This is a genomic window from Paraburkholderia sp. J12 (assembly GCF_905220215.1).
In the GTDB taxonomy this organism is placed as follows: domain Bacteria; phylum Pseudomonadota; class Gammaproteobacteria; order Burkholderiales; family Burkholderiaceae; genus Paraburkholderia.
Genome location: NZ_CAJMZC010000003.1, coordinates 17739 through 38578, shown reverse-complemented (window position 1 = coordinate 38578; position 20840 = coordinate 17739). Strand labels below are relative to the sequence as shown.

At 65.2% G+C, this 20840-nt stretch carries 19 protein-coding genes; 13 read left to right on the top strand and 6 right to left on the bottom strand.

Annotated elements, in window-relative coordinates:
- The first annotated feature begins 6 nt into the window (after positions 1-6).
- From U5760_RS08880 to U5760_RS08870, 3 genes are read left to right on the top strand one after another with little or no spacing between them, the layout of a single operon-like run.
- Complete coding sequence (locus U5760_RS08880) at positions 7-1401, top strand: aldehyde dehydrogenase family protein (RefSeq protein WP_322011147.1); 1395 nt, start codon at positions 7-9, stop codon at positions 1399-1401.
- Between the two features lie 25 nt (positions 1402-1426).
- Positions 1427-2590 (top strand): iron-containing alcohol dehydrogenase, encoded by a 1164-nt coding sequence (locus U5760_RS08875; protein WP_322011146.1) that lies wholly within the window; start codon positions 1427-1429, stop codon positions 2588-2590.
- 3 nt (positions 2591-2593) lie between these two features.
- Positions 2594-4081, top strand: a complete 1488-nt coding sequence (locus tag U5760_RS08870) for a M81 family metallopeptidase (protein WP_322011145.1) — start codon at positions 2594-2596, stop codon at positions 4079-4081.
- Between the two features lie 48 nt (positions 4082-4129).
- Here the strand turns inward: U5760_RS08870 and U5760_RS08865 are convergent, their stop codons facing one another.
- From U5760_RS08865 to U5760_RS08855, 3 genes are all read right to left on the bottom strand, one after another.
- Positions 4130-5365 (bottom strand): NADH:flavin oxidoreductase/NADH oxidase family protein, encoded by a 1236-nt coding sequence (locus U5760_RS08865; RefSeq protein WP_322011144.1) that lies wholly within the window; start codon positions 5363-5365, stop codon positions 4130-4132.
- Positions 5366-5538: 173 nt separating this feature from the next.
- Positions 5539-7794, bottom strand: a complete 2256-nt coding sequence (gene katG, locus U5760_RS08860; protein WP_322011143.1) for a catalase/peroxidase HPI — start codon at positions 7792-7794, stop codon at positions 5539-5541.
- Positions 7795-8305: 511 nt separating this feature from the next.
- On the bottom strand, positions 8306-9136 hold the full coding sequence (locus U5760_RS08855) for an alpha/beta hydrolase (RefSeq protein WP_322011142.1): 831 nt from the start codon (positions 9134-9136) through the stop codon (positions 8306-8308).
- Between the two features lie 148 nt (positions 9137-9284).
- On the opposite strand from U5760_RS08855, the gene U5760_RS08850 reads away from it, so the two are divergent.
- The 3 genes from U5760_RS08850 to U5760_RS08840 all read left to right on the top strand — a co-directional run bounded on the left by U5760_RS08850 (position 9285) and on the right by U5760_RS08840 (position 10602).
- Positions 9285-9542, top strand: a complete 258-nt coding sequence (locus tag U5760_RS08850) for a hypothetical protein (protein WP_322011140.1) — start codon at positions 9285-9287, stop codon at positions 9540-9542.
- 50 nt (positions 9543-9592) lie between these two features.
- Positions 9593-10075 carry a MerR family transcriptional regulator gene (locus U5760_RS08845; RefSeq protein WP_322011710.1) on the top strand — a complete coding sequence of 161 codons (483 nt, stop codon included), beginning with the start codon at positions 9593-9595 and terminating at the stop codon, positions 10073-10075.
- A 92-nt stretch (positions 10076-10167) separates the two neighbouring features.
- Entirely contained in the window at positions 10168-10602 is a 435-nt protein-coding gene (locus tag U5760_RS08840) for a phosphate-starvation-inducible PsiE family protein (RefSeq protein WP_322011138.1), read from the top strand.
- 34 nt (positions 10603-10636) lie between these two features.
- Here U5760_RS08840 and U5760_RS08835 read toward each other — a convergent pair whose 3' ends face one another.
- The 3 genes from U5760_RS08835 to U5760_RS08825 form a co-directional block, all read right to left on the bottom strand.
- Entirely contained in the window at positions 10637-10894 is a 258-nt protein-coding gene (locus U5760_RS08835) for a DUF4148 domain-containing protein (RefSeq protein WP_322011137.1), read from the bottom strand.
- Positions 10895-11078: 184 nt separating this feature from the next.
- Positions 11079-11411, bottom strand: a complete 333-nt coding sequence (locus U5760_RS08830) for a DUF4148 domain-containing protein (protein WP_322011136.1) — start codon at positions 11409-11411, stop codon at positions 11079-11081.
- 121 nt (positions 11412-11532) lie between these two features.
- Positions 11533-11664 (bottom strand): hypothetical protein, encoded by a 132-nt coding sequence (locus U5760_RS08825; protein WP_322011135.1) that lies wholly within the window; start codon positions 11662-11664, stop codon positions 11533-11535.
- Positions 11665-11932: 268 nt separating this feature from the next.
- Between U5760_RS08825 and U5760_RS08820 the strand changes: the two genes are divergently transcribed.
- From U5760_RS08820 to U5760_RS08790, 7 genes are all read left to right on the top strand, one after another.
- A complete protein-coding gene (locus U5760_RS08820; protein ID WP_322011134.1) occupies positions 11933-12292 on the top strand; it encodes a hypothetical protein in 360 nt (119 codons plus the stop codon).
- A complete protein-coding gene (locus U5760_RS08815; protein ID WP_322011133.1) occupies positions 12286-12702 on the top strand; it encodes a hypothetical protein in 417 nt (138 codons plus the stop codon). The genes U5760_RS08820 and U5760_RS08815 overlap by 7 nt, the downstream gene beginning before the upstream one ends.
- A 426-nt stretch (positions 12703-13128) precedes the next feature.
- Complete coding sequence (locus U5760_RS08810; protein WP_322011132.1) at positions 13129-13806, top strand: response regulator transcription factor; 678 nt, start codon at positions 13129-13131, stop codon at positions 13804-13806.
- A gap of 63 nt (positions 13807-13869) precedes the next feature.
- Complete coding sequence (locus tag U5760_RS08805) at positions 13870-17028, top strand: efflux RND transporter permease subunit (RefSeq protein WP_322011131.1); 3159 nt, start codon at positions 13870-13872, stop codon at positions 17026-17028.
- Positions 17025-18248 (top strand): efflux RND transporter periplasmic adaptor subunit, encoded by a 1224-nt coding sequence (locus U5760_RS08800; RefSeq protein WP_322011130.1) that lies wholly within the window; start codon positions 17025-17027, stop codon positions 18246-18248. Before U5760_RS08805 ends, U5760_RS08800 begins: the two co-directional genes overlap by 4 nt.
- Positions 18248-19741 (top strand): efflux transporter outer membrane subunit, encoded by a 1494-nt coding sequence (locus U5760_RS08795; protein WP_322011129.1) that lies wholly within the window; start codon positions 18248-18250, stop codon positions 19739-19741. The genes U5760_RS08800 and U5760_RS08795 overlap by 1 nt, the downstream gene beginning before the upstream one ends.
- Positions 19742-19760: 19 nt before the next feature.
- Positions 19761-20648, top strand: a complete 888-nt coding sequence (locus U5760_RS08790; protein WP_322011127.1) for a universal stress protein — start codon at positions 19761-19763, stop codon at positions 20646-20648.
- Positions 20649-20840: the final 192 nt, after the last annotated feature.

Sequence of the window (20840 nt, the reverse complement as noted above, 5' to 3'; positions counted from 1 at the left end):
TCCGCCATGAGCAAGGAAGAACTGGTTACCGTCAGCCCGATTGACGGCAGCGCATTCGTGCGACGTCCGTATGCGAGCGAATCGCAGATCGAATCGGCATTGCAGCGCGCAGCGGCTGCGCAGAAGGCGTGGGCGGCGCGCCCGCTTGGCGAGCGGCTCGAAATCGTGGGCCGTGCCGTCGATCGTTTCGTGGACAACAAGGCCGCCATTGCCGAGGCGATCACGCGCCAGATGGGCCGGCCGCTTCGTTATACGCCGGGAGAAGTGGACGGCTTTGCCGCGCGGGCGCGTCACATGATGGCGATTGCGCAGGAGGCGTTGCAGCCTGTGCAGGTGAGTCCGCAGGCCGGCTTCACGCGCTTCATTTCGCGCGAGCCGGTGGGCGTGGTGTTCACCATCGCGCCGTGGAATTATCCGCTGCTCACGGCTGTCAACAGCATCGTGCCTGCGCTCGTGGCCGGTAACGCGGTCATACTCAAGCACTCCGATCAAACGCCGCTGTGCGCCGAACTGATATACGACGCCTTCGTTCAGGCCGGCGTGCCCGAGGGCGTGTTCCAGTATTTGCATCTGGACCACGAGCAGGTACGGCGCGTGATCCGGGCGAGCGAGATCGGCTTCGTCTGTTTCACCGGTTCGGTGGGCGGCGGGCGTGTCGTCGAGGAGAGCGCGGCCGGGCGGTTCATCGGTGTCGGTCTCGAACTGGGCGGCAACGATCCCGCCTACGTGAGAGCCGATGCCGACTTCGAGCACGCCGTCGAAACGCTTGTGGATGGCGCTTTTTTCAACTCGGGCCAGTCGTGTTGCGGCATCCAGCGCATCTACGTGGCCGAGCCGCTGTACAAGGACTTCGTCGAGCGTGCCGCGGCACTGACGAATCAATACGTGCTGGGCAACCCGCTGAATGCCGAAACGACGCTGGGGCCCGTTGTGAGGACGGCAGCCGCAGACGGTGTGCGCGCAGTCATTGCCGATGCGCTCGCCCGAGGCGCCAAAAACGTCGTTGACGAAAAGCGCTTCGAAATGGCACGCGCCGGCACGCCCTACGTGGCACCGGGTATTTTCGTGGACGTCGATCACGGCATGACGCTGATGAACGACGAGTGCTTCGGTCCCGTGGTGGGCATCATGCCGGTTTCCGGCGACGAAGCCGCCATCGAGCTGATGAATAACAGTCCTTATGGATTGACGGCCGCCGTGTTCACGCGCGACGAAGAAGCCGCGCTCTCGATTGGCCGCCGTGTCGAAACCGGGACGTTCTTCATGAACCGCTGCGACTATCTCGATCCCGCGCTGGCGTGGACCGGGGTCAAGAATACGGGCCGTGGCGCGACCTTGTCGGTGGTCGGCTACGAGCACCTCACGCGGCCCAAGTCTTTCCACCTGAAAACCACCCTCTGAACCGGATTCCCGAGGAAAACAGCGTATGTCACTTCCCACTGCGAACTGGAATTACCCGACCGCGGTCAAGGTCGGTGCGGGGCGTGTCCGTGAATTGCCGCAATGGTGCGCAAGCCTCGGCGTGCGCCGGCCTTTGCTGATTACCGATCCGGGTCTTGCCGCGCTGCCCGTGATCGCCGGTGCGCTCGATCATTGCAGATCGGCCGGCCTCGAATGCGGACTCTTCCACGACATCAAGGGCAACCCCACCGGCAGGAATGTCGAAGACGGCGTGGCGATCTTCAAGGCCGGCGGCTACGACGGCGTGATCGCTTTCGGCGGCGGCTCGGCGCTCGACGCGGCCAAGGCCGTCGCGCTCATGGTGGGACAGGACCGCCCGCTGTGGGACTTCGAAGACGTGGGCGACAACTTTCTGCGCGTGAACGTGGCCGGCATGGTGCCGGTCGTGGCTGTGCCGACCACGGCGGGAACCGGCTCGGAGGTGGGCCGTGCCTCCGTCATCACCGACGAGGAAGCTCATGTGAAGCGCATCATCTTCCACGCGAAGATGCTGCCCGCCGTCGTCATACTCGACCCCGAGGTGACCGTGGGTCTCCCGGCGAAGCTGACCGCGGCAACCGGCATGGATGCGCTCTCGCACAATCTCGAAGCCTGGTGTTCGCCGTTCTACCATCCGATGGCGGCGGGCATTGCGGCCGAGGGCATCCGCCTCATCCAGCAGTTTCTGCCGCGCGCGGTGGAGAACGGCCGCGACCTGGATGCGCGCCTGCAGATGCTGGTGGCGTCCAGCATGGGGGCGACGGCGTTTCAGCGCGGGCTGGGGGCCATGCATGCGCTCGCGCATCCGCTGGGCGCCTTGTACGACGCGCACCACGGCATGCTCAATGCGATCCTGATGCCGTACGTGCTCAAGGCCAACGAACCGGCGATTGCCGACCGGATCGAGTTGCTGGCGCGCTATCTCGCCCTGCCGCATCCGTCGTTCGCCGCGTTCCTCGACTGGGTGCTGACCCTGCGCAGTTCGCTGGGCATTCCGCACGCGCTCGCGGACATCGGCATCGACGCGAGCGAGGCGCAGAAGGTGGGCGAGATGGCCATCGTCGACGGATCCGCCGGAACGAACCCGATTCCGTTCACCGCAGCCGAATACAGCCGGATTTTCGCGAACGCGGTCGAGGGGACGCTGTAACGCATGGCGAAGATCGGAATCGCGGGTTTCCTGCACGAGACGAACACTTTCGCGGCAAGCCGCGCCGATTTTGCCGCCTTCGTCGAGGCGGATGCGTGGCCCGGATTGCTGGTGGGCGAAGCAATATTCGGCGCGGTCGCGGGCGTCAACCTCGCAATCGAAGGCTTTATTCAGGCTGCACGCGCTGCGCCCGCCGCGCATGAACTCGTGCCGCTGCTGTGGGCTTCGGCCAACCCGAGCGGCCCGGTCACACGCGATGCGTTCGAAGCGATTGCCTTCATGCTGGACCGGGCGCTGCGCGATGCCGGTCCGCTCGACGCGTTGTTCCTCGACTTGCACGGTGCGATGGTGACCGAGCATTGCGAAGACGGCGAGGGCGAGTTGCTGCGGCGGCTGCGGCAGCAACTCGGCACCGCAATGCCGATTGTCGTCGCGCTCGACTTTCATGCCAACGTCACACCCGCGATGGTCGGGCACGCGAGCGCCATGCTCGCGTATCGCAGCTATCCGCATACGGACATGGCGCAGACAGGCGGCCGTACCCTGCGTCTGATGGAACGGCTGCTGGCGGGCGAGGTGCTGCACAAGGGCTATCGCCAGTTGCCGTTTCTGATCCCGATGCCGTGGCAAAGCACGCTTGCCGAGCCGATGCGCGGCTTGATCGCGTCGGGCGAAGCGCTCGCACAGGATGGCGTGCTCGCCGCTGAGTTCGTGCCGGGCTTTCCGCTGGCCGATATCCACGATAGCGGGCCGACCGTGATCGCCTATGGTTCCGATCCAGTCGCCGTAGGCGCAGCGGTAGAGCATTTGACGCAAGCCGCTCTTGCCAGGGAGTCCGAATTTGGCGGGCATCTCCACACGCCGCTCGAAGCGGTGGCGCATGTACGCGAGCAGGGACGCCGAACGACCGGCGGCACGATCATCCTCGCAGATACGCAGGACAATCCAGGCGGCGGCGCGGGCGGCGACACGACGGACTTGCTGCACGAACTGCTGAGGCAAGGGGTGCAGCAGGTCTGTGCCGGTGTGGTGTGCGACGCCCGGTTTGCTCAGGCGGCGGTCGATGCGGGCGTGGGCGCCGTGATCGATGTCCCGCTGGGCGGCGCAAGCGGCATCGGTGCGCCGCCGCTGCCGGGCCCGTTCGAGGTGCTGGCTGTGGGGTCCGGCCGCTTCGTCGGCACCGGGCCGTTCTATCTTGGCTGCCAGATGGATCTGGGCGCCATGGCCCGGGTTCGCTGCGGCGGCCCCTCGGGCATCGAGATCGTCGTGTCGAGCCGCAAGCAGCAAGCGGCCGATCAGGCCATGTTCCGCCACGTGGGCGCGAATCCGTCCGACTATCGCGTTCTGGTTCTGAAAAGCTCGGTGCATTTTCGCGCCGACTTTGCGGGGCTGGCGGACGAGATTCGGGTCGTGGCGGCGCCCGGCATCAACATCGCGGATCTGCGCGAACTGCGCTACACAAAGCTGAGAGCCGGCGTCAAGCTGCTCTGACCTGGCGCCACACCGGCTCGAACGCCGGGAGGGGGCGCCCGTCGAGCCTCAGTACTTCGCGCGCTGCGCCATCCAGCGCCGGTACTGGCGGGCGCGGCACGCGGTGGCCATCTGCTGCTGGATCAGCGCCCGCAGCGGCGAGACGCGAGGATCAGGAGTCCTGCCTAGACTCAATTTATGCAGCTGGAACTTGACCGTGGCCATATTGGCGAGCGAGGCGAGTGTCTTGTTCTTCCACGTGATGGGGGCGAGCGCCGGCGCGCTGTCCTTGCCGTTGCGCCAGTCGCGCGGCAGATTCGGGTCGATGGCGAGCGCGGTGCCGATGCCCACCATGTCCACGCCGCTCGTGACCACCTGTTCGGCCACGGGGCGGCGCCGGATGCCGCCCGTGACCATCACCGGCATTGCCGCGACCTTGCGGATGTCGCGGGCGAACTCCAGGAAATAGGCTTCGCGGGCGAGCGTGCGGCCATCGCGCGCGTCGCCCTGCATGGCCGGCGCTTCGTAGCTGCCGCCCGAGAGCTCGACCAGATCCACACCCAGACCGTTGAGGAGCATCACCACCTGCTTCGCGTCGTCGGCGCTGAAGCCGCCGCGCTGGAAGTCGGCGGAGTTGAGCTTGACCGCGACGGCAAACCGGGCCGACACCACCGCCCGCACGGCCTTGACGATCTCCAGCAACAGGCGCGCGCGGTTCTCGAGCGAGCCGCCCCATTCGTCCGTGCGCTGGTTCGTGAGCGGCGAGAGAAACTGGCTCAGCAGATAGCCGTGGGCCGCATGAATCTCGACGCCGGTGAAGCCCGCCATTTCGCCCAGCCGGGCCGTGCGCGCAAAGCGCTGGATGACTTCCTCGATCATGGCCTGCGTCATCGCGCGCGGCGTGCCGAAATGTCGGGACATCTTGCCGAGCGACAGCGGCACCGCGGAAGGCGCCCAGGTTTCCTGCCCAAGACTGGATTGCATCTGGCGGCCGGGGTGATTGATCTGCAGCCAGAACTGCGCGCCCTGGGTCCGGCCGATGCGCGCCCAGCGCTCGAATGCGTTCAGGTGCGTGTCGTCTTCGAGCACCACGCCGCCGGGGCCGGTCATGGCGCGGCTATCCACCATCACGTTGCCGGTGATAAGCAGGCCCGCGCCGCCTTTCGCCCACGCATCGTAAAGACGCATCAACGGTTCGGAGGGGGCGTGATTGTCGTCCGCCATGTTTTCCTCCATGGCGGCTTTGGCGATGCGGTTCGGAACGATCGAACCGTTGGGCAGGGTCAGCTTGTCGAACACGTTCATGGGCATACCTCGTGGAATCGTGTTCCGACTTTAAGGTTAAAGCTAACTTGAATGTCAACGGTTTTTTGCGCAGCGCTTTCGAGGGGAGGCTCCAATGAAACAGGGCAAGCGGTTTGACCCGCTTGCCCTGTCTAGAGCGACAACCTCGAGTTACAACATCAAGTCACAAGCGGTCAGGCCAGATCGAACCGGTCGAGGTTCATCACCTTGCTCCACGCAGCGACGAAGTCACGCACGAACTTCTCCTTGCCGTCGTCGCTCCCATAGACTTCGCCGAGCGCACGCAGGACGGCATTCGATCCGAACACCAGATCGACGCGCGTGCCGGTCCACTTCACTTTGCCGGTCTTGCTGTCACGCCCTTCGAACCGGTCCGAGGCTTCCGAAGTCGCTTTCCATTCCGTGCCCATGTCCAGCAGGTTGCGGAAGAAGTCGTTGGTGAGCGTTTCGGGCCGGTCGGTGAAAACGCCGTGCGCGTCCTTGCCGGCATGGACGTTCAGCACGCGCAGGCCGCCGACGAGCGCCGTCATTTCGGGCGCGGTGAGCGTGAGCAGTTGCGCGCGGTCGATGAGCAGCGCTTCGGCCGGCACGTGCGAGCGAGCCTTCTCGAAGTTGCGGAAGCCGTCGGCGAACGGTTCGAGCTTGCCGATGGATTCCACGTCGGTCTGGTCCTGCGAGGCGTCCGTGCGGCCCGGCGAGAACGGTACGCTGACCTTGTGGCCGCCCTTTTCCGCAGCCTGCTCGATGGCGGCGGCGCCGGCCAGCACGATCAGGTCGGCGAGCGAGATTTTCTTGCCGCCCGACTGCGCGCCGTTGAACTCGCTCTGGATGCCTTCGAGCACCTTCAGCACCTTCGCCAGTTGCGCGGGCTCGTTCACGGCCCAGTCCTTCTGCGGGGCGAGACGGATACGCGCGCCGTTGGCGCCGCCGCGCCGGTCCGAGCCGCGGAAGGTGGCCGCCGACGCCCATGCCGTGGAGACCAGTTCCGCCACGGAAAGGCCCGAGGCCAGGATCTTCTGCTTGAGCGCGGCAATGTCCTTGTCGTCGACGAGCGGATGATCGACCGCCGGAACCGGGTCTTGCCAGATCAGTTCTTCGGCCGGCACTTCGGGGCCGAGGTAGCGGGCGCGCGGACCCATGTCGCGGTGCGTGAGCTTGAACCAGGCGCGCCCGAAGGCGTCGGCGAACGCTTCGGGGTTTGCCATGAAGTGGCGCGAAATCTTCTCGTAGGCCGGGTCGAAGCGCAGCGAGAGGTCGGTGGTCAGCATGGTCGGGAGCAGCTTCTTCGACGGGTCGTGCGCGTGCGGGACTACCGCATCGGCATTTTTCGCGACCCACTGGTGCGCGCCGGCCGGGCTCTTCGTCAGTTCCCATTCGTAGCCGAACAGGTTCTGGAAGAAGCCCATGCCCCACTGCGTGGGCGTGGTGGTCCAGGTGACCTCCAGGCCGCTCGTGATCGTGTCCCCGCCCTTGCCGGTGCCGAAGCTGTTTTTCCAGCCGAGCCCCTGGTTTTCGAGGCCTGCGCTTTCGGGTTCGGGGCCGACGTTATCGGCGGGACCCGCGCCGTGGGTCTTGCCGAAGGTGTGGCCGCCCGCGATGAGCGCGACGGTTTCTTCGTCGTTCATCGCCATGCGCCCGAAGGTGTCGCGGATATCGTGCGCTGCAGCAACGGGATCGGGATTGCCGTCCGGACCTTCGGGGTTCACGTAGATGAGGCCCATCTGCACGGCGCCCAGCGGATTCTCCAGGTTGCGGCCGTGATCGGTGCGGCTTTTCTCGGTGCCGTGCAGCTCTTCGTCGGCCACGATCACGCCGTCCTCTGCACCGGCGGCACCCTTGCCGTAGCGGAGGTCGCCGCCCAGCCAGGTCTTTTCCGTGCCCCAATAGACATCGAGATCCGGTTCCCACGTATCTTCGCGGCCGCCCGCGAAGCCGAAGGTCTTGAAGCCCATGGTTTCGAGCGCGACGTTGCCGGTGAGGATCAGCAGATCGGCCCAGGAGATCTTCTGGCCGTACTTCTGCTTGATCGGCCACAGCAGGCGTCGGGCCTTGTCGAGGCTCACGTTGTCCGGCCAGCTGTTGAGCGGGGCGAAGCGCTGCTGGCCGCGCCCGGCGCCGCCGCGGCCGTCGCCGGTGCGGTAGGTGCCCGCGCTGTGCCATGCCATACGGATGAAGAGCGGGCCGTAGTGGCCGAAGTCGGCGGGCCACCAGGGCTGCGAATCGGTCATGAGCGCCGCGAGGTCTTTTTTCACTGCGGCGAGGTCGAGCGACTTGAATGCCTTTGCGTAATTGAAGTCGGGGTCGAGCGGATTGGACCGGCTCGAATGCTGGTTCAGAAGATCCAGCCGTAGCTGTTTAGGCCACCAGTCGCGGTTCGTCGTGCCGCCGCCGGCGGTATGGTTGAACGGGCACTTTGCTTCTTGCGACATGGGCACCTCCGTGAGGGGACGTAAGGATTGTGTTGTCGTGCACGGCCGGCAAGCCTGGACTTGACTACGCCCATGAAGGCCGCCATGCAAACGTAAGATTGCGATGCTTCGAGCGCTTTTGCCGTGCGCTTTTCGCTGCGCGCTTTGTTGCGGTACTGCCGCAGCTTCACTATAGGGAAGATCACCTGCAAACTGAATTTGGCAGTGACAATGCCCTCGATAGAGCGCGCCTAAGGCACGCCGCTACGTCTCGGTACTACGTCTCGCCAGCGCAATGCAACCGGGCAACGCAAACGCTAACATGGGTCGGCGCAGGTGCGCTCCGACCGTGCCATTCGCGCGCGGGGCGGGCGTGAGCGGTGAGCCTTGGCGCAGGCGGCAGAAGGGCGGGTGGCGGGCAGGGCGCCCGGTGAGGGGGGCCCGGCCAGGGACGCCCGGTGAGGGACGCCCGGCACCCGCGGCAGCGGCTGGCGGCGAACCCGCCGCGAACCGGCAGGAGACTCGCCGCGAGTTAGCCGCGAATGAACGCGAGCAGATCGGCGTTGATCGTTTCGGCCTCGGAGGTGGGCATGCCGTGCGGGAAACCCGCATAGGTCTTGAGCGTGCCGTTTTTCAGCAGCTTCGCCGAGAGCGGGCCCGAGTCCGCATAGGGGACGATCTGGTCGTCGTCGCCGTGCATCACGAGCACGGGCACCGAGATGCTCTTCAGATCTTCCGTGAAGTCGGTCTGGGAGAAGGCGACGATGCCGTCGTAGTGCGCCTTGGCGCCGCCCATCATGCCCTGGCGCCACCAGTTGCGGATGATGCCCTCCGAAGGTTTCGCACCCGGGCGGTTGTAACCGTAGAAAGGGCCGGCCGGCACGTCGTGATAGAACTGCGCGCGGTTCGCGGCGAGCTGGGCCTGCAGGTCGTCGAAGACCGATTTGGGGAGGCCGCCCGGATTGGCTTCGGTCTTCAGCATCAGGGGCGGCACGGCGCTGATGAGCACGCCCTTGGCCACGCGGTCTTCGCCATGGCGCGCGATGTAGCGCGCGACCTCGCCGCCGCCCGTGGAATGGCCCACGTGCACAGCGCCCTGCACGTCCAGATGCTTTACGACCGCAGCGACGTCGTCGGCGTAATGGTCCATGTCGTGGCCGTCCCAGACCTGGGTGGAGCGGCCGTGGCCGCGGCGGTCATGCGCCACTACGCGATAGCCTTGAGCCAGGAAGAAGAGCATCTGGGCATCCCAGTCATCGGCGCTGAGTGGCCAGCCGTGATGGAAGAAGATCACCTGCGCGTCGCGCGGGCCCCAGTCTTTATAGAAGATATCAACACCGTCCTTCGTTGTGACGAATCCCATATTCGCTTCTCCTGAAAGGGTGCAAGGGGAACGCAGCAGGCATGTTCTCCCGGTGAGGGGCGTGAGCGTTGGGCGACCTGCTCGAATCGTTTGAGAACGTTGAGCCTTCGCGCGGCATTGCGGCACGCCGTATCACTCTAGGATTTAAATGAAGGTTGATGTCAATATTTTTTCAGATGCCGCATGCGCGAGGTTTCAAGGCGGCATTGGCGCAGGGAACATCGGGACGCTTGACCTTCAGGTCGAGTCAAACCTTAGAGTGACGACCATCGATTGCGAAAAGGCATGGGTCAATCATGGACAAGGGACGGCGAACAGGAACAGGGGGCTCACTGAGGTCGAATCCGGATCGCATAAAGTGGCGATTCCCGCGGGCGGCTACTATGACCGCTTGCAGATAAAGTAGGCATCGTGTGATGCCTGAAAGTCGGCGCTGGAGCGCGGAGCATGAGCAACATGAAGATTGGTGAACTGGCGGAGCGCACGGGCCTCGCTGCCTCGCGCATTCGTTTTTACGAAGAGATCGGCCTCCTGAAGGTCGAACGCGAGGCGAACGGCTACCGCACTTACCCGCCCGAGGCGGCGCTGGTGCTCGACCTGATCGCGGCCGCGCAGAAAGCAGGCTTCAGCCTCGACGAGATTCGCATGCTGTTGCCGCACGACATGGCGCAGTGGCAGCATGGCACGCTGCTCGACACGCTGCGCCGCAAGGTGCAGGACATCGAGGCGCTGGAGGCGCGGCTCGCGCAGAGCAAGGCGCAACTCGTTGCGCTCATGGCGGAAATCGAGGCGAAGCCCGATGAAATGGATTGCGCGACCAACGCGAAACGGGTGCTCTCGCGCATCCGCTCCGGCGAAATCGGCCGCCCGACGCTCGCAGCCGGCGACGTCAAGACCTTGAGCCGGTCGAGCCGGCGCCGGCCGGAGCGCTCCGGCTAGGGGCATTCTGTCGCACCTCGCCGCACCGTTAGGGGAATGACATTCTGCCGCGTTACCATCCCCCGAAAACCGTGTCTGTGGGGAACCTGCAAATGAAATATGAAAGCGCCCTTCAACGGGCGATCAAGGTGCGCCTCGAGCGCGCCATGGAACTCGCCGAACTCTTCGGCCTGTTCATTATCGGCATCGGCACCGTTGCGGCCATGGGAGTCCTGATCCGGCACATGATGCAGTCGGATGGCGTGACCCTGACCGATCTCCTGCTCATGTTCCTCTACCTCGAAGTGTTCGCGATGGTGGGGCAATATCTCAAGGCGGGGCAGTTGCCGGTGCGCTTCCCGCTTTACATTGCAATGGTGTCGATCGCAAGGGATCTCATCCTGCGCGCGGGTTCGAATTCGGAACTCCACCTGCTGGCTTCTTCGGGTGCGATCGTTCTGATTGCGCTAGGAGTACTGATGATTCGCTACGGACAGGCCAGATATCCCAGCAATCCCGAAGAGCGCCGCGCCGAAGACGCCAGGTAGGCCCGCGCCTCATCAGTACCGCCTTCACGCGGCGTCACTGCACGAAGTTCGAGTAGGCCGGATCCACGCGCGCTTCGCGCACGCGCTGTGCCGCAATCGACGCGCGGTCGCTGGGCGGCTGCGGGTACGATGTCCTTTCGTCGGCGGCCGTGGTGCCGTTGAGGAACGAGCGGTAGAGATCGGCGCGAACCTGTTCGCGCGTGAGGCCCTGCGGGGCCGATTGTGCATGGGCGCCTGCGGCGAGCAGCCCGGTCGTTGCGGTCAGCAGAACAGCGGCGAGAGTGCGTTTCATGGTGTGCCCCTTGGGACGAGTTGAAGAGGAGTACGCATCGACATGCCGCGAGCGAAGTGGCTGCGGCGGGATTGCGAGTTTCGCGTGCCTATATCGGCGAGTACGTGACGAGCCTGGAAATGACGGGCGCCTCGATTACCGCGATGCAACTCGCGATGCGTGGCTCGATGCACCGGCCCGATGATCAGAGGCCCTGCGAGTTGCCCTGTACACCGTTGGCATGGGTCATGCCCGCCGTTCCCTGGCAGTCCCGCTCATACTTGGCATGAAGACGCGCTTCGGCGTTTTCGATGTCGTCGGGGTAGTAGGCGTCGATACGGCCGGGCTGATATCCCACCGACTCGAGTTCGCGCAGCTCACGTACCATTTGCCGGTGCGTGACACTGCCGCTGGAGCGCACGAACGGGAATGAGTGGCACTCGTGCGGCGTGAGCGGTGCGGCCTGCGAGGCGGCGCAATAGCCGAGACTCAGGCCAAGAAAGACAGCGGTCATGCTCAGTACGGTGGCTTTTCTCATGATGGACTCCTGTTTTGAGTGGATCAGTCGGGTTCGGAATTCATGTTAGAAGACCTGATCAAAATTGAGGTGTCGGCGACGTTAATATTGTTTAACCGGCACCTCAGTACAGGAACGCCTGTCACGGCGCGCAATGCATCTCCCATTGCTGATGCTGCATGACCTTGTGGCACACCTGATAGCGGCTTGCGTGAGCGGGGGCGGAGAGCGCGAGGGCCAGGCCGAAGATAGCGGCAAGAGTGGCGAGCTTCATGGTGATCCTCCTGGGTGTTCGATCGGGAAGTGAATACAAGACCAACTTAGTCCCACTCTCGCGAGATGCCCAACACCTGGGGATTAAGCTTTCTTAACGACACGCCGAAACCCCCGTGCAGGCGGGGCGGCGCTCGTTATTCGCACGAACGCTAAAAGACTCTTAATCTTGGAGCCATTGCTCGCGGCGCGCGATGCCGCTACCGTGTGCGGACCGGACTAGCGACTAAGAGGGCCGTCTTTCCATGCACCATCCCATGCGGGTACAAATGATCGACGAAGGCGGGCAGCGTGGTCTTCGTCTAACCGTGGGCAGCGATACCGCGGTGCTGGACGGCGCAGGCCTCGGCGAACTGATCGAGCAACTGGCGTTGTACCGGGCGGCCATGAAACCCGCGGTTCCCGAGACGATGTCGCCGAAGCATCGCTATCACATCACGCTCGATCCCTGCTGGTATGCCGAGCCCAGCCCGCTTTTCGACGCAACCGTGGTGTTTTTTCGCCACGAGGGCGTGGGCTGGAGCGGTTTTGCGCTGAAAGGCCGGCAGTGCGCCGACTGGCTCGACGAGCTGCGCGGGGCCGTGCGCTCGATAGAGAGTGTCCCGGACCAGGGAGCGAAGCCATGCTAGATCCCCGCGCGCGTGTCACCGGAACGGCGACGGCTAGCGAATCCCCGGCCGAAGTCGAACTCGAAATCGTCAACCAGTACGGCGCGAACGCACTCATGCTCAAGCTGGGTACGAGCTGCGTGTTGCTCGATCCCGCCGAGATCGACGAACTCATCGAGACGCTGGGCCTTGCCCGCGTGGATCTCGAACCGGCCGTGCCGGCCGAGGTGCCGCGCGGCCACCAGTTTCCCCTCGAAACCGAGCCCCGCTGGAAGACCATCGTCGATCCGGCGTTCGCGGGCGTGGTGCTGTTCCTCCGGCATAGCGGGCTGGGATGGACCGGTTTTGCCATTCCTCTCGCGAGCGCGCATCGCCTGCTCGAAATCGGGCAGCGGCGCGTCGTGTTTCCCGTGAGCCAGAGCGTGAACTAGGCGCATTCGCAGAATTGCACGAAAGCGGGCGCGGGGCGCAAATGTGCCCCGCGCCCGCTTTTGCTTTCGCGTTCGCGATACGAAAAAAACCCAACGCCCGGGAAGGCGTTGGGGTGACAGTGGTTTGAAGAACGGGCTGCCCAGGGGGACAGTCCGCAACGGCATGGTATGCCGATCCCGGCGCGGCTGGATACCTCGAATACTGAAAATCTCTTTTCCGGTGTGCGGTTGCGCAAGGCGCCCGGGCCTTCACGCGGTCGAAAAGATTAACAACGCTTAATCCACGTGGCGATGGTGCGTTATGTGCGGTCATGCATGATGGCGGCAACCCGAAAGACGGGGCGGCGGATGCGTTTATCCCGCGCCGCCGCAGGGACCCTGAGCAGCCGCAGGCCAACGGCTGCGCTCTACCCAGATGTGCGACTCATGACGCGGATACTTTCTGTAGACGATGACGAGCTTATTTTGCAGGAGATCCAGACGTCTCTCTGCGCGTGCGGGCACGAGGTGGAAACGGCAACCACGGGCCGTGTCGGTCTCGCCAAGATCATGACCGGCCCTTACGACGTCGTGACCCTCGACCGCGCGCTGCCCGACGTGGATGGCCTCGCCGTGCTCACGACCATGCGCAGCGTCGGCATCCATACGCCGGTGCTGATCCTGAGCGCGATGTCCAATCTCGACGAGCGCGTGCGCGGCCTGCGCGCGGGCGGCGACGACTATCTGACGAAGCCGTTCTCGCCCGAGGAGATGGCCGCGCGCATCGAAGTGCTCCTGCGCCGCAGCAGCCAGGGCTCGCCCGCCCAGACGATGCTGCGCCTCGGCCTGCTCGAACTCGATCTCATCACGCGCCGCGCGCAGTTTCGCGGCCGCACGGTCGAACTGCTGCCCACCGAGCTGCGCATACTCGAATACATGCTGCGCCATCCGGCGCAGGTGCTGACCCGGACGATGATCTTCGAGGAGGTCTGGGGTTACCGGTTCGATCCCGGCACCAACGTGATCGACGTGCACGTGAGCCGTCTGCGCACCAAGCTCGCGAAGGCGGGCGACAGTCCCGCCGTGAAAACGGTACGCGGCTCCGGCTACATGCTGGCGGAGTGAGACCGGCGCGGGTCTTTCGCGCAGCTTCGCCCACCCTCTTTCCTCTCTCGTTCCTGGTTTCCGATGAACGCTATCGTTCTGGTCGCCCTGAAACGTCCGTTGACGTTCGTGGTGATGAGCATACTGATTGTCCTGTTCGGAGGGATGGCGGTCTTCAAGACGCCTACCGATATCTTCCCGAACATCAAGATTCCCGTCGTGGCGGTGGTCTGGACCTACAACGGCCTTTCGCCGGCCGACATGTCGGGCCGCGTGATCTATTACTACGAACGCGCGCTCACCATCTCGGTCGAGAACATCGAGCACATCGAAAGCCAGTCGCTCTACGGGCGCGGCATCGTCAAGATCTTCTTCCGCCCGGGCACCAACATCGCGGCGGCGCAGGCGCAGATCACCTCGATTTCGCAGACGGTGCTCAAGCAGATGCCCGCGGGCATCACGCCGCCCCAGGTGCTCTCGTACAACGCTTCCTCGGTGCCGGTGCTCGATCTTCAGGTCTCGGCGCCGGGCATGACGGCGGCGCAGGTGTACGACATGGCTTCGAACCTGATCCGCCCGCAGCTCGTGTCGGTGAAGGGCGCCGCCATTCCCACGCCTTATGGCGGCGCGTCGCTGAACGTCGAGATCGACCTCGACCAGACCAAACTGCTCGCGCACGGTCTTTCCGCGGCCGACGTGGCCAAGGCGCTCCAGTCGCAGAACGTGGTGCTGCCGGCCGGCGACCAGAAGATCGGCGCGCTCGACTTCATGGTGGAAACCAACGCGACCCCCGTGCAGGTGGACACGTTCAACAACCTGCCGATCAAGACCGTGGACGGCGCAACGGTGTTCCTGCGCGACGTGGCCTACGTGCACCGCGGCTCGCCGCCGCAGATCAATGCGGTGCTGGTGAAGGGCAAGCAGGCCGTGCTGATCCAGATCCTCAAGAGCGGCGACGCTTCCACGCTTTCGGTCGTCAAGGGCATCAAGGCGGCGCTGCCCGGCATTCTGCGCACGCTGCCGCCCGGCGTGCAGATCACGGCGCTCAACGACGCTTCCGGCTTCGTGAGCGACTCGGTGCGCGAAGTCGTGCAGGAAATGATCACGGCGGCGATCCTCACCGGGCTCACCGTGCTGCTGTTTCTCGGCAGCTGGCGCTCCACGCTGATCGTCGCTACCTCGATTCCGCTTGCCATTCTCTGCTCGGTGCTGGGGCTTTCGTGGCTCGGCCAGACCATCAACGTGATGACGCTGGGCGGTCTCGCGCTCGCAGTCGGCATTCTCGTGGACGACGCCACGGTGATGATCGAAAACATCGACACGCACCTGGAAGCCGGCGCCGAGCTGGAACCGGGCATCATCGCGGCGGCGAACCAGATCGTCGTGCCGACCTTCGTCGCGACACTGTGTATCTGTATCGTCTGGCTGCCGCTGTTCCAGCTCGGCGGCGTGGCCGGTTATCTGTTCCTGCCGATGGCCGAGGCCATCGTGCTCGCGATGATCGCGTCGTTCATTCTTTCGCGCACGCTCGTGCCCACCATGGCGGCGTGGTTGTTGCGCGGCCAGGTGGCCGCCCATCATGGCCATGCCCGGCCGCCCGGCTTCTTCGGACGCTTCCAGCGCGGTTTCGAGCATGCGTTTTCGCGCTTCCGGGTGCGCTATCGCGAGGTGCTGATCGTGGCCGTGGCAAACCGGCGGCGCTTCGTGCCCATTTTCCTGGTCTGCGCGTTCGGCTCGCTCGTGCTGGCGGCATTCCTCGGCCGTGACTTCTTCCCCGGCATCAAGTCGGGCGAAATCGACATGCACATGCGCGCACCCATCGGTACGCGGCTTGAAGAAGCGTCGAAGCTCGCGGTGCTCGTCAACGGCTCGATCCGCATGCTGCTGCCGGGCAAGGTGACCAACGTGCTCGACAACTGCGGCCTGCCGGCGAGCGGGACCAACGAAGCCTATAACTCGACCGGCACGATCGGCCCGCAGGATTGCGACATCACGATCAGCCTCAAGGACGAGCGCTCGCCTGTGGATGACTACCGCTTCCTGCTGCGGCGCGAGCTGCCCAAGCTGTATCCGGGCACGACCTTCACGTTCCTGCCCGGCGACATTACCGCCAAGATCCTGAACTTCGGCCTGCCTGCGCCGATCGACGTGCAGATCGCGGGCCGCGGCCAGGAGGCGAACTATGCCTACGCACAGCAACTGGCCGCGCGCCTGCGCCGCATTCCGGGCAGCGCCGACGTGAACATCCAGCAGGCCTTCAACGAGCCGACGCTGAAGATTACCGCCTCGCGCGCGTTCGCCTCGGGCCTGAATCTCACCGAAGCGGACATCGCCAACAACGCACTCGCCACGCTTTCGGGCAGCGGCCAGACGGCGCCCACGTACTGGCTCGACACGTCGAGCGGCGTATCGCACCTCGTGAACATGCAGACGCCGCAGGACGAACTGACGTCGATGAACGACCTGGAAACGATTCCGATCGACGCCGGCACCGGCACGCCCGCCGGCGCCCATGCGCAACTGCTCGGCGCGCTCAGCCGGATCACGCAGACGGGCACGCCGCTCCTCGCCACCCACTACAGCATCCTGCCCGCCATCGACATTTTCGTGAGCAACCAGCGGCGCGACTTGGGCGGCGTGTATGACGACGTTTCGCGCGTGGTGAAGGACATGCAGGGCACGCTGCCGCATGGCGCGAGCGTGCATCTGCGGGGCCAGGCGCAGACCATGAGCAGTGCTTATCTTGAGTTGCTGGGAGGCCTCGCGCTCTCGATCCTGCTGGTGTATCTCGTGATCGTGGTGAATTTCCAGTCGTGGCTCGATCCGTTCATCATCATCACGGCGCTGCCCGCCGCGCTGGCGGGCATCGTGTGGAGCCTCTTCGTCACGCACACCACGCTCTCCGTGCCGGCCCTTACGGGCGCCATCATGTGCATGGGCACGGCCACTGCGAACTCCATCCTCGTGGTGTCGTTCGCGCGCGAACATCTCGCGCAGTACGGCAACGCGGTCGAAGCCGCCATCGAGGCCGGCTTCAGCCGGATCCGGCCGGTGCTGATGACCGCGCTCGCCATGATTATCGGCATGCTGCCGATGTCGTTCAGCAATACCCAGAATGCGCCGCTCGGACGCGCCGTGATCGGCGGTCTGACGTTCGCCACCTTTGCCACCCTGCTTTTCGTCCCTTGTGTGTTCGCGCTGTTGCACCGGGATCATCAACCCTCGATGGAGGCACAGTCATGAGCGCTAACAGGGAAGTGCCGGTTCCGCGCCGGTTCGGGCCGCGTGCCTGGCTCGTCGTCGCGGGCGCGGTTGCGGCTGCCGTCGTGGCCATGGGCCTGATTCAGCGTCACAGCAATATCGCCGAACTGCGCGACGTGGCCGACGAAGACTCGATTCCGTCCGTGCAGGTGATTTCGCCCGCGAGCGGCCCGGTCACGCACACGCTCACGCTGCCGGGCAACATCCGCGCCTGGTACTCGGCACCGATCTACGCACAGGTGTCCGGCTACGTGCTGAAGTGGAACAAGGACTATGGCGCGTTCGTGAAGTCCGGCGAAACGCTGGCCACGATCGATGCGCCCGCCGTGGACGAGCAGTATCAAAGCGCGATCGCGGATCTCGACGTGGCGCAGACCAACTACAACCTCGCCGCGCTCACCGCGAAACGCTGGCAGGCGCTGGCGGGCACGCAGGCCGTCGCGCAGCAGGAAGTGGACGTGAAGGCCGCCGACGCGGCCGCCCAGGCCGCGAAGGTGCGCGCGGCGCAGCACCAGGTGGCGCGCTATCGCGTGCTCGAAGGCTTCAAGCGCATCGTCGCGCCGTTCGACGGCGTGGTGACGGCGCGCAACACCGACGTGGGCAACTACGTGAACGCGGCGGGCGGCGACGTCTCGGCGCGGGGCGCCGCCGACGAGCTCTTCACCGTGGCCGACATTCACGAGATGCGCGTGTTCGTTTCGGTGCCCCAGGACTATGCGACGATCCTCAAGCCCGGCCTCACGGCCACGCTCTCGCTGCCGCAATATCCGGACCGCACGTTCGAGGCGACGTTCGACACCAGCGCGAACGCATTCAACCCGCAGACGCGCACCGTAACCACGGAGCTGCTCGTGCCGAACCCGGATCATCTGATCTGGCCGGGCACCTATGCGAACGTGCATTTCAACGTGCCGCTCGACCGCAGCATACCGGTGGTGCCGGAGCAGGCGCTTCTGTTCCGCTCGGACGGCATGCAGGTCGCCCTCGTCGGTGCCAACGACCGCGTGCATCTGCAGGACGTGAAGCTCGGCATCAACTTCGGCAAGACGGTGCAGGTGCTCTCCGGTCTGACGCCGCACGACCGGATCGTGCTCAACCCCTCGGCGGGCATTCTGGAAGGCGAGCGCGTGCGCGTGATGACGGGAACGCCGGGACTTGCCGTGCCGGCCGAAGCGGGCGCTGCCGCGAAGGAAGGCGCCTGATGATGCGCGCAACCCGCATGGCCGTGCTGCTCGCGGTATCGGCGCTCGCCGGCTGCGATCTGGCGCCTGTCTATCATGCGCCCGCCATGGTGCTGCCTGCCGCGTACACGGGGACGGGGCCGTTCGTGAAGGCCGCGCCTTCCGATCAGTTGCAACGCGGCCCCTGGTGGCAGATGTTCGGCGATCCGCAGCTCGACAGCCTGGAAGAGCGTCTCGACAAGGCCAACCCCGATCTGGCCGCCGCGCGCGAAACCTGGCAGCAGGCGCGCGATGCCGTGGCCGAAGCGCGTTCGGGGCTGTTCCCGCAGCTTGGTGCGAATGCGTTTACCTCTGAAAACAGGGAGTCGCATCACACGCTGTTCCATAACGGCGGTGGCCCTTACCAGGAGCAGTCGAACGGCTGGGGCGGCGCGGCGTCCTGGCAGCCCGACTTCTGGGGCGAGACGCGCAACCTCACGCGCGAGGCCTCGCGCAATGCGCAGGGCACGGCCGCCGCGCTGGCCGACGCGCGGCTTTCGCTCGAAATGGAGCTCGCGTCCGACTATATGGCGATCTGGGGCTTCGACAAGCAGCACGCCGTCTATACGCAGACGATCAAGGCCTATAACACGGCGGTTTCCATCACGCAGATGCGGCTGGCGGACCAGATTGCCTCGGGGCTCGACGTGGCGCGCGCGCAGAACCAGCTCGCCTCGGCACAGGCGGCGGACACCGAAGTGCTTGCGCAGCGCAGCGTGCTCGAGCATGCCGTGGCGGCGCTCGTGGGCGCCAACCCGATCGACTTCCGTCTCGACACGCTGCCGCAGCAGCACTATGCGGTGCCCACGGTGCCGGTGAGCATGCCGTCGCTGCTGTTGCAGCGGCGCCCCGACATCGCGCAGGCCGAGCGTGAAATGGCGGCGGCCAACGCGGCGATCGGCGTTTCGCGTGCGGCGTTTTATCCGAACATCCGCCTCTCCGCCTCGGCGGGCTTCGAGGATACGGGCTTCGGGCTCGCCTCGTTGCCCAACGCGCTCTGGGCCGTGGGCGCCAGCGCGATGATGCCGTTGTTCGAAGGCGGCCTGCGCCGCGCGCAATTGCAGGCGAGCTGGTCGAGCTTCGACCAGGCGGGCGACCGCTATCGCTCGACCGTGCTGCAGGCGTTCCGCGAAGTGGAGGACGATCTCTCGCTGACCGACCGCCTCGCGACCGAAGCGCAGCAGCAGGAAGCGGCCTTGCAGGCGGCCATGAAGGTGCAGCAGATTTCGCTCAGCCTCTATACCGAGGGGCTCGACAACTATCTGAACGTGACGGTCGCGCAGATCGCGGCCCTGAGTGCGCAGATCGCGGAAGTGCAGGTTCAGACGCGGCGCCTGCAAACCTCGGTGGCGCTGATCGGCGCGCTGGGCGGCGGCTGGAGCGTCGATCAGTTGCCCACTCCCGGGCAGACGGTTCCGTTCGGGCCGCTCGCGCGGGTCACGCGCGCGGCCAGCGATGCCGCCGCCAATCCATGATTTGCCGCGGGGACGTGAGATGACGGGGTTCAAGGACATTCTGGTGCACGTGGATGCGAGCGCGGCCGGACAGGTGCGCCTGCAACGATCCGCCGCTCTGGCGGCACGGCATGGCGCGCGACTGAATGCGCTCTACGTGCGCGAGCGCAGCATTGCGCAGCAGCGGCGCCTCAAGTCGTCCGAACTCGGCCTCGTGCCGGGAGCGCAGGCCAGTTCGCTGCGCGCCTCGATCGAAAACGAACTCGACGCCCAGGCTGACACCCTGCGCGCGCGACTCGACGAGCTTGGCCGGGAGAACGGGATCGAGGTGGCCTGGCAAGCGGGAGACGGCCGGGCGCGTTTCGTGGTTCCGCAGCATGCGCGTTACGCGGACCTCACCCTCGTCGGTCACGATAAGCAGGAGGACGCCGATCTGCCCGAGGAATACTCGTTCGCCGAGACCGTGTTGTTCACGACGGGCAGGCCTGTGCTGATCGTGCCGCAGGACATGGCGGGAGAAGAGGTTGCTCCTGAAAGCCTGGGGGCTTTGGGCCGCAAGGTCGCGCTGGCCTGGAACGGCAGCCCGTCTTGCGCGCGCACGCTCGCGGCGGTGCTGCCGCTGATCGAGTGCGCGGACTGGACCACGGTGCTGTTCATCGAGGGCGGCGAGCCTGCGCGACCCGAGCAGTTGCCGCCCGAGGCGGTGCTGGATCACTTGCGCCGCCATACCGGCAAGGTCGATCTCTGCACGCTCGCGCCCACTGGCACGCCGATGGGCGATCTCCTGCAGGGCGCCGCGCTCGACCAGGGCGCAGACCTGTTGATTGCCGGGGCGCATGGTCGCCCGATGTTGTGGGAGAAATTGCTGGGCAGCGTCACGCGCACCTTGCTGACCGACATGAAACTTCCGCTTGTGATGTGCGGTTGAATTGCACGACGATTCTCGCTGACAAAAAGTTAATGTTGGAGATTCGCATGGGTTAAATCACCCTGCGTATCCTCAACGAAACTTCATGAATGGCAGGCGATGCTCGCGCGATCGGCGAAAGAGGATTCCGGTTTGCAAGGACGAAGCAATGATCGGACTATGTTGAGCATGCGCTGGACGGACCGCAAACCC

What these genes read in the sequence shown, in the direction of transcription:
- U5760_RS08880 (WP_322011147.1), top strand. Translation starts at nt 7, where the DNA reads ATGAGCAAGGAAGAACTGGTTACCGTCAGCCCGATTGACGGCAGCGCA.
- U5760_RS08875 (WP_322011146.1), top strand. Translation starts at nt 1,427, where the DNA reads ATGTCACTTCCCACTGCGAACTGGAATTACCCGACCGCGGTCAAGGTC.
- U5760_RS08870 (WP_322011145.1), top strand. Translation starts at nt 2,594, where the DNA reads ATGGCGAAGATCGGAATCGCGGGTTTCCTGCACGAGACGAACACTTTC.
- U5760_RS08865 (WP_322011144.1), bottom strand. Translation starts at nt 5,365, where the DNA reads ATGAACGTGTTCGACAAGCTGACCCTGCCCAACGGTTCGATCGTTCCG.
- katG (WP_322011143.1), bottom strand. Translation starts at nt 7,794, where the DNA reads ATGTCGCAAGAAGCAAAGTGCCCGTTCAACCATACCGCCGGCGGCGGC.
- U5760_RS08855 (WP_322011142.1), bottom strand. Translation starts at nt 9,136, where the DNA reads ATGGGATTCGTCACAACGAAGGACGGTGTTGATATCTTCTATAAAGAC.
- U5760_RS08850 (WP_322011140.1), top strand. Translation starts at nt 9,285, where the DNA reads ATGAAGGTTGATGTCAATATTTTTTCAGATGCCGCATGCGCGAGGTTT.
- U5760_RS08845 (WP_322011710.1), top strand. Translation starts at nt 9,593, where the DNA reads ATGAAGATTGGTGAACTGGCGGAGCGCACGGGCCTCGCTGCCTCGCGC.
- U5760_RS08840 (WP_322011138.1), top strand. Translation starts at nt 10,168, where the DNA reads ATGAAATATGAAAGCGCCCTTCAACGGGCGATCAAGGTGCGCCTCGAG.
- U5760_RS08835 (WP_322011137.1), bottom strand. Translation starts at nt 10,894, where the DNA reads ATGAAACGCACTCTCGCCGCTGTTCTGCTGACCGCAACGACCGGGCTG.
- U5760_RS08830 (WP_322011136.1), bottom strand. Translation starts at nt 11,411, where the DNA reads ATGAGAAAAGCCACCGTACTGAGCATGACCGCTGTCTTTCTTGGCCTG.
- U5760_RS08825 (WP_322011135.1), bottom strand. Translation starts at nt 11,664, where the DNA reads ATGAAGCTCGCCACTCTTGCCGCTATCTTCGGCCTGGCCCTCGCGCTC.
- U5760_RS08820 (WP_322011134.1), top strand. Translation starts at nt 11,933, where the DNA reads ATGATCGACGAAGGCGGGCAGCGTGGTCTTCGTCTAACCGTGGGCAGC.
- U5760_RS08815 (WP_322011133.1), top strand. Translation starts at nt 12,286, where the DNA reads ATGCTAGATCCCCGCGCGCGTGTCACCGGAACGGCGACGGCTAGCGAA.
- U5760_RS08810 (WP_322011132.1), top strand. Translation starts at nt 13,129, where the DNA reads ATGACGCGGATACTTTCTGTAGACGATGACGAGCTTATTTTGCAGGAG.
- U5760_RS08805 (WP_322011131.1), top strand. Translation starts at nt 13,870, where the DNA reads ATGAACGCTATCGTTCTGGTCGCCCTGAAACGTCCGTTGACGTTCGTG.
- U5760_RS08800 (WP_322011130.1), top strand. Translation starts at nt 17,025, where the DNA reads ATGAGCGCTAACAGGGAAGTGCCGGTTCCGCGCCGGTTCGGGCCGCGT.
- U5760_RS08795 (WP_322011129.1), top strand. Translation starts at nt 18,248, where the DNA reads ATGATGCGCGCAACCCGCATGGCCGTGCTGCTCGCGGTATCGGCGCTC.
- U5760_RS08790 (WP_322011127.1), top strand. Translation starts at nt 19,761, where the DNA reads ATGACGGGGTTCAAGGACATTCTGGTGCACGTGGATGCGAGCGCGGCC.